Genomic DNA, 12,346 nt, shown 5'->3' with positions numbered 1-12,346 from the left:
GGCCTTTCGGAGAATCGGTCGGGAGCGTCGGCTGCCTCAGGCAGCCTCCTCCTGGATGTCGTCGCCCTCGGCCTCGGACTCGCCCTCGGCCTCCGCCTCGTTCTTGGCGCGGCGCGGGGACTTGGCGAGGCTCTGCTCGATGAGCTTGAGCGCCTCCGTCTCGGTGATCCGGTTCACCGAGGAGATCTCGCGCACGACCCGGTCCAGAGCAGCCTCGTAGAGCTGACGCTCGCTGTAGGACTGCTCGGGCTGAGCCTCGGAGCGATAGAGGTCGCGCACGACTTCCGTCACCGAGAGCAGGTCGCCGGAGTTGATCTTGGCTTCGTATTCCTGGGCACGGCGCGACCACATGGTGCGCTTGATCCGGGCGCGGCCGGTCAGCACGTCGAGGGCCTTCTTGACGAGATCGGGCTCGGCGAGCTTGCGCATGCCGACGCTGTTGGCCTTCGCGGTGGGAACGCGCAGGACCATCTTGTCCTTCTCGAACGAGACGACGAACAGCTCGAGCTTGTAGCCGGCGATCTCCTGCTCCTCGATCGCGACGATGCGACCGACGCCGTGCGCCGGATACACGACCGCTTCGCCGGTCTTGAAGCCTTGGCGGCCTGCCGTCGTCTTCTTGGCTGTGGTCATGCGAGAAGGGCCTCCAGAACATCGCGCGACGGCTCACGTCGCGCAGTACCGTTCAACCGGGGATGGGACCCCCGGCCTTTGCCACCGACCGCGAGCTATCGACCTCAACACCAGGTGCTGACGGCCCTTCGGTTCCCAAGGCGCAGCCCCACACGCACCATGACGGAACGGCCACCGAAAGCAGAACGCCTCCAGCGGTCGATCGCATGCAACCCCGTTTCCATGAAAGCCTGGAACCGCATCAGCGGGCGGAGAGAGCACGTCAGGCACGAGCGACGGCAGGCCGATTGTGTAGCACAATCCGGCCGCCGAATCAAAGGATTGCCGACTCAACCCTGCCCATACACGGACGAGGGGAGCAGTTTTGCACGCGATAGCGGCGCGGTCCGCTCCCGGCCCGGGGCCAGCCTCGTCGCGCCGGTTTCGCCCATGCGGGCGAGGCCCAGCGGGCGGGACGCGACCTTCAGTCGCCAGTGCCTGGATTGGCCGAGAAATGCGCCTCGAGCTTGCCGGAAACGCCGTCCCAGTCCTTGGCGTCGGCGGGGGCGTCCTTCTTCTGCGTGATGTTCGGCCAGCTCTTGGCGTAGTCGGCATTGAGCTTCAGCCAGGTCTCCAGGCTCGGCTCGGTGTCGGGCTTGATCGCCTCGGCCGGGCATTCGGGCTCGCAGACACCGCAATCGATGCACTCGTCGGGATGGATGACGAGCATGTTCTCGCCCTCGTAGAAGCAATCCACGGGGCAAACCTCGACGCAGTCCATGTACTTGCACTTGATGCAATTGTCGGTGACGACGTAAGTCATGGGCCGTTTTTCGTCCTCGATCCGCGCATCGGCGAGGCGGGTTGAAGGCCCCGGACGGGCCCCGGCCGCAGCCTTCGCTCCCGATGTGCGGTCCTCTCAGCGGGAAGCGCACGCGTGGGGCCGGTCGGGCGGCCCCGGAATTCGAACGGCTCTAGCCTCTGCCAGGGAGGCTGACAAGCGCGCTCACCGCCGAGACGCCCTGCGAGGCCCGTTCCGCCGACAGGTGTCGCCACCTTGCCATATCGGGCGCCGCTCACACCTCCTCCGCCCCGGCCCCGGGATCGTCCGGGTCGGCGGACGAGAGATCGACGTAGAGCAGGCGTGCCTCGGGGGCCGGACCGCGCCGCACCCCGAGATCGGCGATGCGCACCAGCGCGGTTCCGTGGGCCGCCGCCACGGTGAGCACGTCGCCGACCACGAGGCCCTTGGCCGGAGCCTCGGCGCGCTTGCCGTTCACCCGGACATGGCCGTCCGCGACGAGGCGGGCGGCAAGCGAGCGCGTCTTCGCGAAGCGCGCGAACCACAGCCACTTGTCGAGCCGCTGCCGCTCCGCCTTCATCGCCCGGCGGTCAGCGCTTGCCGCCCTCGCCGGATTCGAGCTGCGCCTTCAATGCGGCGAGCTTGGCGAAGGGCGAATCCGGATCGGGCGCCCGCTCGCGGCGGGGCGGGCGCTGGTCCTCGCGGGGGCCGGCATGGCGCCCCTCGTCGCGGCGGTCGGGGCGGGTCCGGGGGCCCTCGAAGCGCTCGCGGCGCGGGCTGCTGCCCTCGCCTCCGCGGCGGTTGCCCTCATTCCCGGGCCGGTTGCCCTCGCGGCGCTCCGGCGGGCCGTCGCGGCGGCCCTCGCCCTGCGCCCGCTGACGCTCGGGGCGGTCGCGGTTTCCGTCGCGGCGGGGCTGCTCGCCCTCGGCACGCGGGGCACCGCCCTGGCCGGACTCGCGGCCGCGGCCCTGGCCGCCGCGGGGACGGTTCTGGCGCGCATGCGGCTGGCGCTGGTGCCGGTGGAGATGCCAGACCTCGATGGTCTCGACCTCGGACGGCGCGCCCGTCTCGGTCTCGGCGGTGCCGGCCTCGGCGGCTTCGGTCCCAGCGGCCGCGCGCGCATCGGTTGCGGGCGCATCGGCTGCGCCGGTCTCGTCGGATGCCTCCGGGGCGGCCTCGGCCGCGGCGTCGAAGGTCTCCGGTCCGATCGGGGACTGCGCCTCGACGGCAGGGACTTCGGCGGCAGGGACTTCTGAGGCGGGTGCCTCCGCTTCGGCCGCCTCGACGGTGGCGGCCTCGGCTACTTCCGGCTCCGCGGCGCGGTCGTGCGTCTCGATGCCCTCCGGCGCCGAGATCACGGTGGGGGCGGCCACGTCGTGCGGTGCCTCCGCGGCCGTCGCGGTCTCAGCCTCGCCAGACACCGCCTCGCCCTCGGCCGCCGCGGCGGAAACCTCCGGGGTGGGGGCCTCGGAGGCCGAGCCGTCCGCTTCTGCCGCATCGGCGGCGGCCGGCACCGGGGGACGCACCGGCTCGGTCGAGGCGGCGGGCAGGAGCGGAACCGTGACGGCGGGGCCCGGACGGGACTCGGAGACGTAGCCGAGGGATTTCAGGATCGAGGCGAAATCCTCCCCTGAGCAGCCGACGAGGGACGTCATCCCCACGGTGGCCACGAAGCCGTCCGCATCCGCGCTGCCGGCCGGCGGCTCGCCCGGCGTGGTGCCGGGACGGTAGGCAATGGCAGGGCGGATCAGGTCGGCCAGACGCTCGAGGATGTCGACGCGCACGGCGCGCTCGCCGCAGACGCGGAAGCCCGCTGCCCGGTAGAGGCCCTTGGCGATCTCCGGGTCGACCTTGATCGAGGTGCGGCCGGAGCCGGCCAGATGCGCGATCTCGTCGAGGCCGCGCTGGTCGAGGCCGCCGTTGCGCAGGGCCCAGAGCTGCGCCGCAAGGGTGCGGGGCGCGGGTTTGAGGAGCGCGGGCAGGAAGATGTGATAGGCGCCGAAGCGCACCCCGTGGCGGCGCAGGGCCCCGCGGCCCTCCTGGTCGAGGCTGCGCATCTCGTGCGTCACCTTCGAGCGCTCGAGGACGCCGAGGGCCTCGACGACCTGGTAGCCGATGCCCTTGGCGAGGCCGGTGAGGTCGGCGGCGGTCTCGATCTCCGTCAGCGGCCCGAGGAGGCGCACCACGTGGGCCTTGAGCCAGGCGTTGAGGCGCCCCTCGACCTTCTCGCGGGCGGGGCCGGCCAGCCCCTCGTCGGCGATCAGCCGCAGGCGGGGCTCGAACAGCTTGTCGCCGGCCACGAGCTTGGCCACCGGATCACCCGTCCAGCGGATGATGCCCTCGTGGCTGAGCACGAGGGAGGCGTCGGCCGCGGCCGAGAACCGGTCGGCCCGCGTCTCGATCTCGCCGGCGAGGGCCTTCTCGGCGGCGCTGCGCAGCGTCTTGGCCTCGTGCCCCTCCGCGCCCGGGTCGGGCACGAACTGGAAGCCGTGGAGGTGGCCGACATGCTGCCCCTCGACGGTCACGTCCCCGCCGGCGGTAATTTGGGCTTCCAACATCGTATTCTCTCTCAGGCGCCGCATCAGGACGCTGGTGCGCCTGTCGACGAAACGGCTCGCGAGGCGTTCGTGCAGGGCGTCGGACAGCCTGTCCTCTACCCGACGTGTCTCGCCCTGCCAATGTTCCGGGTCGAGAAGCCAGTCAGGCCGGTTCGCCACGAATGTCCAGGTCCGTCCCTGCGCGATGCGCTGGGAGAGCGCGTCGATGTCGCCGTCGGTCCGGTCGATCATCGCCACGTGCTGGGCGAACCAGTCGTTCGGGATCCGTCCCGCCATGCCCCGCATCAGGAACCGGTAGAGCTGCGCCACCAGATCCGCGTGGGTCTGGGGGTGGACCTTGCGGTAATCCGGCACGCCGCAGACGTCCCACAGCCGCTGCACGGATTTCGGGTTCGACGCCATGTCCCGGATGTCGTCCTCGCGCATCAGGATCTCGAGGGCCTGCTGGTCCTCGCCCATCGGCGCGCGCGTGAGGCCGCTCTCCCGCGGATGTTCGTCGAGGCTCTGCTGCAGCCGCGCCAGGCTCGCAAAGTCGAGGTCGGGGTTGCGCCATTGCAGGACGCGCAAGGGGTCGAAGCTGTGGGTCTCCAGCGCCTCGACCATCTCGGGCTCGAAGGGCGGGCAGCGCCCGGTGGACCCGAAGGTCCCGTCCGAGAGGTGGCGCCCGGCGCGGCCCGCGATCTGGCCCATCTCGGGGGGCGTCAATTTCCGGAAGCGGGTCCCGTCGTACTTCCAGTTGGCCGCGAAGGCCACGTGGTCGACGTCGAGGTTGAGGCCCATCCCCACGGCGTCGGTGGCCACGAGGTAGTCCACGTCCCCCGACTGGTAGAGCTCGACCTGCGCGTTGCGGGTCCGGGGCGAGAGCGCCCCGAGCACCACCGCCGCGCCCCCGCGCTGGCGCCGGATCAGCTCCGCGATGGCGTAGACCTCCTCGGCCGAGAAGGCCACGATGGCGGTGCGCCGGGGCAGGCGCGAGAGCTTCTTCTCGCCCGCGAAGGTGAGTTGCGACAGGCGCGGACGCGTCGTGGTCTGGACGCCGGGAATCAGGGACTGGACCAGCGGCAGGACCGTCGCGGAGCCGATCAGCAGGGTCTCCTCGCGGCCGCGCTGGTAGAGCAGGCGGTCGGTGAAGACGTGGCCCCGGTCCATGTCGGCGCCGAGCTGGATCTCGTCGATGGCCACGAAGGCGACGTCGAGGTCGCGCGGCATCGCCTCGATGGTGGCGATCCAGTAGCGCGGGCGATCCGGCTTGATCTTCTCCTCACCGGTGATCAGCGCGACCTTGTCGGCGCCGACGCGGGCGACGACGCGCAGGTAGACCTCTCGCGCGAGCAGGCGCAGCGGCAGTCCGATCATCCCGGTCGGGTGGGCGAGCATCCGCTCGATCGCGAGATGGGTCTTGCCGGTATTGGTCGGCCCGAGCACCGCCATGACGCCGCGCGCGCGGGCCTGCGGTTGGAGGGAACGGCGGGTCATCAGGTCGGGGCGATCCCTTCGGCGGGGCGGCCGGTGGTGCGCCGTGCGCGTCGGAGGCGGGTGTCGGCGTGCGGGGCCCGAGAGGGAACGCGCCGGCCTCGGCTCCCTAGTTCCGGGGGCCGTGCGTCCGCGCCCCACGCCGGGGCAGCCCCTCATATGGGGCGGAACGCTCATCCCCGCCACTGCCGCTCGTACCGAGCCCGTCGCTGCCCTGCGTGCCGCCGGCCTGTCCCGGCACCCCGTAGATCTCGATCTTCACCGGCGAGCGCGGACCCTCGAGATCGGCGCAGAGGGTGTCGGGGACGCTGGTGATCGGCCCGTGCCGGGGCTTGCGGCCCTCGATCACCTGGGCCGACGAGTAGGCGTTGCCGCCGCAGGTGCTGCCCGCCTCCAGGGGCGCCCCCACCGCGCCCGTCGCCGCGGCGAGGCCGGCGAGGACCGGCAGGGCGAGGCGGGCGTCGCGGCGCATCCCGTGCCTCAGTTCTGGCCGAGGCTCGCGACCGCGCCGGCGGCGCCGGTCGGGGTCGCCTCGGCGGACGCGCCGGAGCGGACCCACCGGGTCGCCTCGATGATGTTGGTCCCGAGGGTCGTGCGCACCGCGATGCGCATCGGCAGCAGGACCCGCGTGCCGTCGACCGGCGCGAGCCAGACCGACATGTCGCGGTTCTCCTCCATGAAGCGCACGCCCGGCCGGTCCGGGCGGTGGCCGGCGACCGCCTGGTAGCGGGCGTTGCAGACGAGGACGGGGCCGGAATAGCCCGGCTTCTCCACCGCGCGGGTCTCGGCGTAGCTGAGCACCACGTTGAAGCGGGTCGCCCCGTCGAAGACCGGCAGGGTCCGGTTGCAGTTCTCGGGGTCGGTCAGGTCGCCGCGCGCCTGGGCAGGCATCAGCAGCGCACTCGCGGGATCCATCACGCCGCGCTTGTTGGCGGCCGTGACCGGCACCCGGTCGCCCATGTCGATGAGGGGCGGCGTCACCTCGGATTGCACGACGTTGCCGCGCGCCAGCGCCATCCGCACGGCGATGCCGGAATTGGCGGTGCGGGTGGCGATCGAGAAGGTGCTGGGCTGCGGGCCGGCCGCGATCGTGCCGCTGGAGCGGGCCGAGCCCATGCCGCCCGTGATCGCCCCGACGAGGCCGGTGAGCTGCGCCGAGACGTCCATGCGGTAGCGCGCGCCCTCGAAGGCGCCGGCGAGATGGGCGGTGCCGATCGGGATGCCCGCGAGGTTGACCCCGTAATCGACGCTGACGGCGGCGGGGACGACCCGGGCCAGGCGCGGCCGGGCCTCGGCGGTGACCGACCCGACGAGCGCCGCGGCGACGAGGCCGGCGCGCAGGCAACGGTCTGTGCGGATTCGTGTGGCGCACATGGTCCGGGTTCGCATCCTCAACGCTCGCGCGGGGCTCGGGCGAGACCCGCGGCACTGCTGGAAGTTATCGGCACCCATGGTTAACAGAGTGTTCGGGGCCCGCCAGCCCGCGAAGGGGACAGTCCGGCCTCGGTTGCGCCTTGACGGAACCGGGCCTCGTCCCCTATAGGCTCGCGCCTTCAACAGGACTCCGCTGGACCTGGAATCACGCTTGGGCAAGGCCCGCGGCGCTTGCTGCGTTGGCCGTGAGGGTCCGAGTTTTGACCGCCCACGGAACGATACGGGATTTTTGCTATGTCGCGCCGCTGCGAACTCACGGGTAAGGCCGTGCAGGTCGGACACCTCGTGAGCCACTCGAACCGCAAGACCAAGTGCCGGTTCCTGCCCAACCTCTGCAACGTCACGCTGCAATCCGAGACGCTGAACCGCCGCGTCCGCCTGCGCGTCACCGCGCACGCCCTCCGCTCGGTCGAGCATCGCGGCGGCCTCGACGCCTTCCTGGTCAAGGCCCGCGAGATCGAGCTGTCCCAGACGGCTCGCCTCCTGAAGCGCGAGATCCACAAGAAGCTCTCCGAGGTCGAGACCCCGGCCGCCGCCGCCTGAGGCCGGCATCCCCGCCCGGCGCGGGGACCTGAGCATCACGAAAACACCGCCGCCCGGCTCGCCGGCGCGGCGGTGTTTTCGTGGGCGCCCCGTCGGAGCGGCGGGCGCTCAGCGCCGCCCGCCGGCCGCCCGCAGGGGCGCGGCGCGGGACAGCCCGGGGCCGCCATCCTCCTCGAACAGCTCGGCCAGCTTCTCCGTCATGGCGCCGCCGAGTTCCTCCGCATCGATGATCGTCACGGCGCGCCTGTAGTAGCGCGTGACGTCGTGGCCGATGCCGATGGCGAGGAGTTCCACGGGCGAGCGGGTCTCGATGTCCTCGATCATCCAGCGCAGGTGGCGCTCGAGGTAGTTGCCGGCATTGACCGAGAGGGTCGAATCGTCGACCGGCGCGCCGTCCGAGATCACCATCAGGATCTTGCGCTGCTCGGGCCGGCCGAGGAGGCGCTTGTGGGCCCAGTCCAGGGCCTCGCCGTCGATGTTCTCCTTGAGCAGCCCCTCGCGCATCATCAGGCCGAGATTCTTGCGGGCCCGGCGCCAGGGCGCGTCGGCGCTCTTGTAGACGATGTGGCGCAGGTCGTTGAGCCGGCCCGGGGAGGGGGGCTTTCCGGCATTGAGCCAGGCCTCGCGCGACTGCCCGCCCTTCCAGGCTCGCGTGGTGAAGCCCAGGATCTCGACCTTGACGCCGCAGCGCTCCAGCGTGCGGGCGAGGATGTCGGCGCAGGTCGCCGCCACGGTGATCGGGCGCCCGCGCATGGAGCCCGAATTGTCGAGGAGCAGGGTCACGACGGTGTCGCGGAAGTTCGTGTCCTTCTCCTGCTTGAAGGAGAGCGGCTGGAACGGGTCGATCACGACGCGCACGAGGCGGGCCGGGTCGAGCTGGCCCTCCTCGAGGTCGAAGTCCCAGGCGCGGTTCTGCTGCGCCAGGAGGCGCCGTTGCAGCCGGTTGGCGAGGCGCCCGACCACGCCCTGCAGATGGGCGAGCTGCTTGTCGAGATAGGTCCGCAGGCGCGCGAGCTCGTCCGCCTCGCACAGCTCCTCGGCGTGGATCACCTCGTCGAAGCGGGGGTTGAAGACCCGGTATTCGGGGCCGCGCACCTCGTTGGGGCGCGGGCTCGGCGGGCGCGAGGCTTCGGAGGCCTCCTCGGATTCGGCGTCCTCGGAATCCTCCGGAAGCTCGCCGGAGGGCGCGTCGGCGGCCTCGGTCGCCCCCTCCTCGATGTCGTCGGAGGCCTCCTCGGACGCGTCGATCTCGGCGCGGTCGCCCTGCGACTGCTCCTCGGCCTCGCCCTCGCTCGGGGACTGCTCGTCGTCCTGCGCCTCGTTCTCGTCCTCGCTGTCGTCGTCCTCCGGGTCGAAGGGCGTGTCGTCGGCCATGTCGAGGGAGGAGAGCAGGTCGCGCACGGAGCGCGCGAAGGCGCGCTGGTTCTCGAGCGCGCCGAGGAGCCCGTCGAGGTTCTTGCCGGCCTTGGCCTCGATGTCGTCGCGCCAGAGCGCGACGATCTTGCGGGCCGCGGGCGGCGGCGCCTGCCCGGTGAGGCGCTCGCGCACCATCAGGGCGACCGCATCCTCCATCGGCGCGTCGGCGCGGTCGGTGATGGTCTCGTACTTGCCGCCGCGGTGATAGCGGTCCTCGAGCATCGCCGCGATGTTGCTCGCCACCCCGGCCATCCGGCGCGAGCCGATCGCCTCGACGCGGGCCTGCTCGACCGCGTCGTAGACGGCCCGGCCGGCGGCGTTCTCGGGGGCGAGGCGGCGATGCACCGCGGCGTCGTGGCAGCCGAGGCGCAGCGCCATCGAGTCGGCGTTGCCGCGCAGGACCGCGACGTCCGCCGCCGAGAGCTTGCGGGGCGGCTCGGGCAGGCGCGCCTTGTCGCCGGTCAGGGCCGGCCGGTCGCTCGCGTAGGTGACCTCCACCTCCTGGCGCCGCGCGATGGCGCGCAGGCACCCGGCGACCGAGCGCTTGAGGGGTTCGGCGACGGGCTCGCGGCGGTCACCGGGCTTGCGGTTCGAGATGGACATGGTTTCCCGTATTTCCCGATCCCAGTCTCAGGCGCTGCGCGGGCCGGCACGGCGGCGGCCCCGCGACCCGGCCCCGCGACACCGGAACGCCCGCGGGGGAGGCCGGACGTCGAGGTCTGAGGCGCCTCCGCCCGGCTCAGGTCAGCGCGACGTTGACCGCGCTCTCCGGCAGCTCCTTGCCGAAGGCGCGCTGGTAGAACTCCGCCACCAGGGCGCGCTCCAGCTCGTCGCACTTGTTGAGGAAGGTCACCCGGAAGGCGAAGCCGATATCGTGGAAGATGTCGGCGTTCTCGGCCCAGGTGATCACCGTGCGCGGGCTCATGACGGTGGAGAGGTCGCCGTTCATGAAGGCGTTGCGGGTCAGGTCGGCGACCCGCACCATCCGGTTGACGACGTCGCGGCCGGCATCGCCCTTGTAGTGGATCGCCTTCGACAGGACGATGTCGACCTCGCGGTCGTGCGGCAGGTAGTTCAGGGTCGTGACGATCGACCAGCGGTCCATCTGGCCCTGGTTGATCTGCTGGGTGCCGTGATAGAGGCCCGACGTGTCGCCGAGGCCGACCGTGTTGGCGGTGGCGAACAGGCGGAAGGCCGGGTGCGGGCGGATCACCCGCTTCTGGTCGAGGAGCGTCAGCCGGCCCGAGAGCTCCAGAACGCGCTGGATCACGAACATCACGTCGGGGCGGCCCGCATCGTACTCGTCGAAGACGAGGGCGACGTTGTTCTGCAGCGCCCAGGGCAGGATGCCGTCCTGGAAGGCGGTGACCTGCTTGCCGTCCTGCAGCACGATCGCGTCCTTGCCGACGAGATCGATGCGCGAGACGTGGCTGTCGAGGTTGATCCGCACGCAGGGCCAGTTCAGGCGCGCGGCGACCTGCTCGATATGGGTCGATTTCCCGGTGCCGTGGTAGCCGGTGATCATCACGCGGCGGTTGCGCGCGAAGCCGGCCAGGATCGCAAGGGTGGTCTCGCGATCGAAGATGTAGTCCCTGTCGAGGTCCGGCACGTGCTCGTCGGTCTCGGAGAAGGCCGGAACCCTGAGATCGAGATCGATGCCGAAGACCTCGCGCACGGAAACGGTCCGGTCGGGCAGCGAGGCGGGCGTGTCGTCAGAAAGCATACGGGACCTCGTCGGGGCGGGCACCGCCGCGGGAGCGCGGCGCCTCGCAGGTGTCTCAAGGCTCTTGCCCGCGGGTCGTGCGGCCGCGGTCATCGGCCTTCCTTAATCGTCGGCGCCGGCCGGCGCCACTGGGGGGCGAGACCGGGATATAGGATGTTTCGCGGCGATTTCCGCCTCCCGGCCCCACGGAAAGCGACAAACGTGCATCGATCGTGCCGCATCGGCCCCCGGCGGCGTCCGGCGCGGAGCCGTCAGCACAGGCCCGCCGCCCGCAGCGCGTCGTGCGCCCGGATGATGTCGCGCAGGCGCTCCTCGAACGATCGGTCGCCGCCATTGGCATCCGGGTGGAAGCGCTTCACCAAGGTCTTGTACTGGGCCTTGATGGCGGCGGTGTCCGCCGTCTCGTCGAGGCCGAGCACGTCCAGCGCCCGGCGCACCGCCGCCGAGTGGCGCGGCCGCTGCGGCTCGGGCTTCGTCCGGGCCCGGGTCGCGCCGACGCCCTCCGCCCGCAGGATGCCCAGCGGATCGACATAGGCCCAGTCCCGCGTCGCCTCGGGCTTGGCCTTGTCCGCCCCGGCCGGGCGGTTCACGCCCATGGCCCAGGTCGGCCGGTGCCCGATGATGGCATCCTTCTGGAAGGCCTGCACGGCGGCGTCGTTCATGCCGTCGAAGTAATTGTAGGTCGCGTTGTAGGCCCGCACGTGGTCCATGCAGAAGCGCCAGTACTGCCCCTCCGCCTTGCGCCCCTTCGGCGCGCGGTAGAGGCCCGGGTTCTGGCAGCCGGGCGTCTCGCAGGTGCCGGACTCGGCCTTCTTCGGCTCGTCGCAGGACGGCTTGATGCGGATGCTGTCGAACAGGCGCGAGTTGAGATCCATGATGGGGCGATTATGAGGGGGTGGACCGGAGACACAAGGCCGTTGGGCCTGATGACGCATGCGGAGAACGGGGCTTGACGCGATCGGCGCATCCCGGCCTCCCGGAGGAACGCGGATGACCGAGGCTGGACCCCTGAAGACCTGGATCGCCGAGACCCTCGGCGCGGAGCTCACGCCGACGCATCTCGACGTGATCGACGAATCCCACCTCCATGCCGGCCATATGGGCTGGCGCGAATCGGGCGAGACGCATTTCCGCCTCGACGTGGTCTCGCCGGCCTTCGAGGGCAAGAGCCGCGTCGAGCGCCACAGGCTCGTCAACACGGTGCTGGACGACGCCTTCAAGCGCGGGCTTCACGCGCTCGCGGTGCGGGCCCGCACCCCGTCCGAGGCGGCCTGACGGCTCCCTGGCAGCCCCTCCGGGAGATGGCGATCGTGGCCCTGCAATGCACCCCCCACATCGCCATCGACGAGGCGGAACTGGAGGAAACCTTCATCCGCGCGTCGGGGCCCGGCGGCCAGAACGTCAACAAGCTCTCGACCGCGGTGCAGCTGCGCTTCGACGTGCGCCGCTCGGGATCCCTGCCGGACGCGGTGGCGGTGCGGCTGATGCGGCTCGCCGGGCGCCGGCTCACCTCCGAGGGGATCCTCGTCATCACGGCGCAGCGCTTCCGCACCCAGGAGCGCAACCGGGCGGATGCCCGCGAGCGCCTCGCCGAGCTGGTAGCCGAGGCCGCGGTGCCCCCGACGCCGCGCCGCGCCACCCGGCCGACCCTCGCCTCGAAGAAGCGCCGGCTCGACTCGAAGGCGAAGCGCGGCGCCACGAAGCGCCTGCGCGGCGGCGGCCTGACCGATTGAGCCGGTCCGCCGCCTGGACGGCCTGACCGATTGAGCCGGTCCGCCGCCTGGA

The 12,346-nt window shown here is 71.6% G+C and carries 12 protein-coding genes; 3 read left to right on the top strand and 9 right to left on the bottom strand.

Annotation, left to right across the window (positions count from 1 at the left end):
* Window positions 1-36 precede the first annotated feature (36 nt).
* The 6 genes from F6X51_RS19780 to F6X51_RS19755 form a co-directional block, all read right to left on the bottom strand.
* Window positions 37-633, bottom strand: coding sequence for a CarD family transcriptional regulator (locus tag F6X51_RS19780; RefSeq protein ID WP_150965401.1), 597 nt, complete (start codon window positions 631-633; stop codon window positions 37-39).
* A gap of 463 nt (window positions 634-1,096) precedes the next feature.
* Window positions 1,097-1,435: a ferredoxin FdxA gene (gene fdxA / locus F6X51_RS19775; RefSeq protein WP_150965400.1), complete on the bottom strand. Its 339-nt coding sequence runs from the start codon at window positions 1,433-1,435 to the stop codon at window positions 1,097-1,099.
* Window positions 1,436-1,688: 253 nt separating this feature from the next.
* Entirely contained in the window at window positions 1,689-1,994 is a 306-nt protein-coding gene (locus F6X51_RS19770; RefSeq protein WP_150965399.1) for an RNA-binding S4 domain-containing protein, read from the bottom strand.
* Window positions 1,995-2,004: 10 nt separating this feature from the next.
* On the bottom strand, window positions 2,005-5,448 hold the full coding sequence (locus tag F6X51_RS19765; protein WP_150965398.1) for a helicase-related protein: 3,444 nt from the start codon (window positions 5,446-5,448) through the stop codon (window positions 2,005-2,007).
* Window positions 5,449-5,554: 106 nt separating this feature from the next.
* A complete protein-coding gene (locus F6X51_RS19760) occupies window positions 5,555-5,917 on the bottom strand; it encodes a hypothetical protein (protein ID WP_150965397.1) in 363 nt (120 codons plus the stop codon).
* 8 nt (window positions 5,918-5,925) lie between these two features.
* Complete coding sequence (locus F6X51_RS19755; protein ID WP_150965396.1) at window positions 5,926-6,819, bottom strand: DUF3108 domain-containing protein; 894 nt, start codon at window positions 6,817-6,819, stop codon at window positions 5,926-5,928.
* A 294-nt stretch (window positions 6,820-7,113) separates the two neighbouring features.
* Between F6X51_RS19755 and rpmB the strand changes: the two genes are divergently transcribed.
* Window positions 7,114-7,422 carry a 50S ribosomal protein L28 gene (gene rpmB, locus F6X51_RS19750; RefSeq protein ID WP_150965395.1) on the top strand — a complete coding sequence of 103 codons (309 nt, stop codon included), beginning with the start codon at window positions 7,114-7,116 and terminating at the stop codon, window positions 7,420-7,422.
* 108 nt (window positions 7,423-7,530) lie between these two features.
* Here rpmB and cobT read toward each other — a convergent pair whose 3' ends face one another.
* From cobT to F6X51_RS19735, 3 genes are all read right to left on the bottom strand, one after another.
* A complete protein-coding gene (gene cobT / locus F6X51_RS19745; protein WP_150965394.1) occupies window positions 7,531-9,441 on the bottom strand; it encodes a cobaltochelatase subunit CobT in 1,911 nt (636 codons plus the stop codon).
* A 136-nt stretch (window positions 9,442-9,577) separates the two neighbouring features.
* A complete protein-coding gene (gene cobS, locus F6X51_RS19740) occupies window positions 9,578-10,561 on the bottom strand; it encodes a cobaltochelatase subunit CobS (RefSeq protein WP_150965393.1) in 984 nt (327 codons plus the stop codon).
* A 251-nt stretch (window positions 10,562-10,812) separates the two neighbouring features.
* Complete coding sequence (locus F6X51_RS19735; RefSeq protein WP_150965392.1) at window positions 10,813-11,436, bottom strand: J domain-containing protein; 624 nt, start codon at window positions 11,434-11,436, stop codon at window positions 10,813-10,815.
* 115 nt (window positions 11,437-11,551) lie between these two features.
* Between F6X51_RS19735 and F6X51_RS19730 the strand changes: the two genes are divergently transcribed.
* Complete coding sequence (locus F6X51_RS19730; protein ID WP_150965391.1) at window positions 11,552-11,836, top strand: BolA family protein; 285 nt, start codon at window positions 11,552-11,554, stop codon at window positions 11,834-11,836.
* 35 nt (window positions 11,837-11,871) lie between these two features.
* Window positions 11,872-12,294: an alternative ribosome rescue aminoacyl-tRNA hydrolase ArfB gene (gene arfB, locus F6X51_RS19725; protein WP_407658653.1), complete on the top strand. Its 423-nt coding sequence runs from the start codon at window positions 11,872-11,874 to the stop codon at window positions 12,292-12,294.
* Window positions 12,295-12,346 lie beyond the last annotated feature (52 nt).

Origin of the sequence: Methylobacterium planeticum, assembly GCF_008806345.1 — a bacterium.
GTDB classification, from domain to species: Bacteria; Pseudomonadota; Alphaproteobacteria; order Rhizobiales; family Beijerinckiaceae; genus Methylobacterium; species Methylobacterium planeticum.
Note: the sequence above shows the minus strand (reverse complement) of the source record. Positions and strands in the feature narration are given on the sequence as shown.

Coding starts and splice junctions, on each gene's coding strand:
- cobS (WP_150965393.1), bottom strand. CDS start 10,561: ATGCTTTCTGACGACACGCCCGCCTCGCTGCCCGACCGGACCGTTTCC.
- F6X51_RS19760 (WP_150965397.1), bottom strand. CDS start 5,917: ATGCGCCGCGACGCCCGCCTCGCCCTGCCGGTCCTCGCCGGCCTCGCC.
- F6X51_RS19770 (WP_150965399.1), bottom strand. CDS start 1,994: ATGAAGGCGGAGCGGCAGCGGCTCGACAAGTGGCTGTGGTTCGCGCGC.
- F6X51_RS19735 (WP_150965392.1), bottom strand. CDS start 11,436: ATGGATCTCAACTCGCGCCTGTTCGACAGCATCCGCATCAAGCCGTCC.
- F6X51_RS19765 (WP_150965398.1), bottom strand. CDS start 5,448: ATGACCCGCCGTTCCCTCCAACCGCAGGCCCGCGCGCGCGGCGTCATG.
- F6X51_RS19755 (WP_150965396.1), bottom strand. CDS start 6,819: ATGTGCGCCACACGAATCCGCACAGACCGTTGCCTGCGCGCCGGCCTC.
- cobT (WP_150965394.1), bottom strand. CDS start 9,441: ATGTCCATCTCGAACCGCAAGCCCGGTGACCGCCGCGAGCCCGTCGCC.
- rpmB (WP_150965395.1), top strand. CDS start 7,114: ATGTCGCGCCGCTGCGAACTCACGGGTAAGGCCGTGCAGGTCGGACAC.
- F6X51_RS19730 (WP_150965391.1), top strand. CDS start 11,552: ATGACCGAGGCTGGACCCCTGAAGACCTGGATCGCCGAGACCCTCGGC.
- fdxA (WP_150965400.1), bottom strand. CDS start 1,435: ATGACTTACGTCGTCACCGACAATTGCATCAAGTGCAAGTACATGGAC.
- F6X51_RS19780 (WP_150965401.1), bottom strand. CDS start 633: ATGACCACAGCCAAGAAGACGACGGCAGGCCGCCAAGGCTTCAAGACC.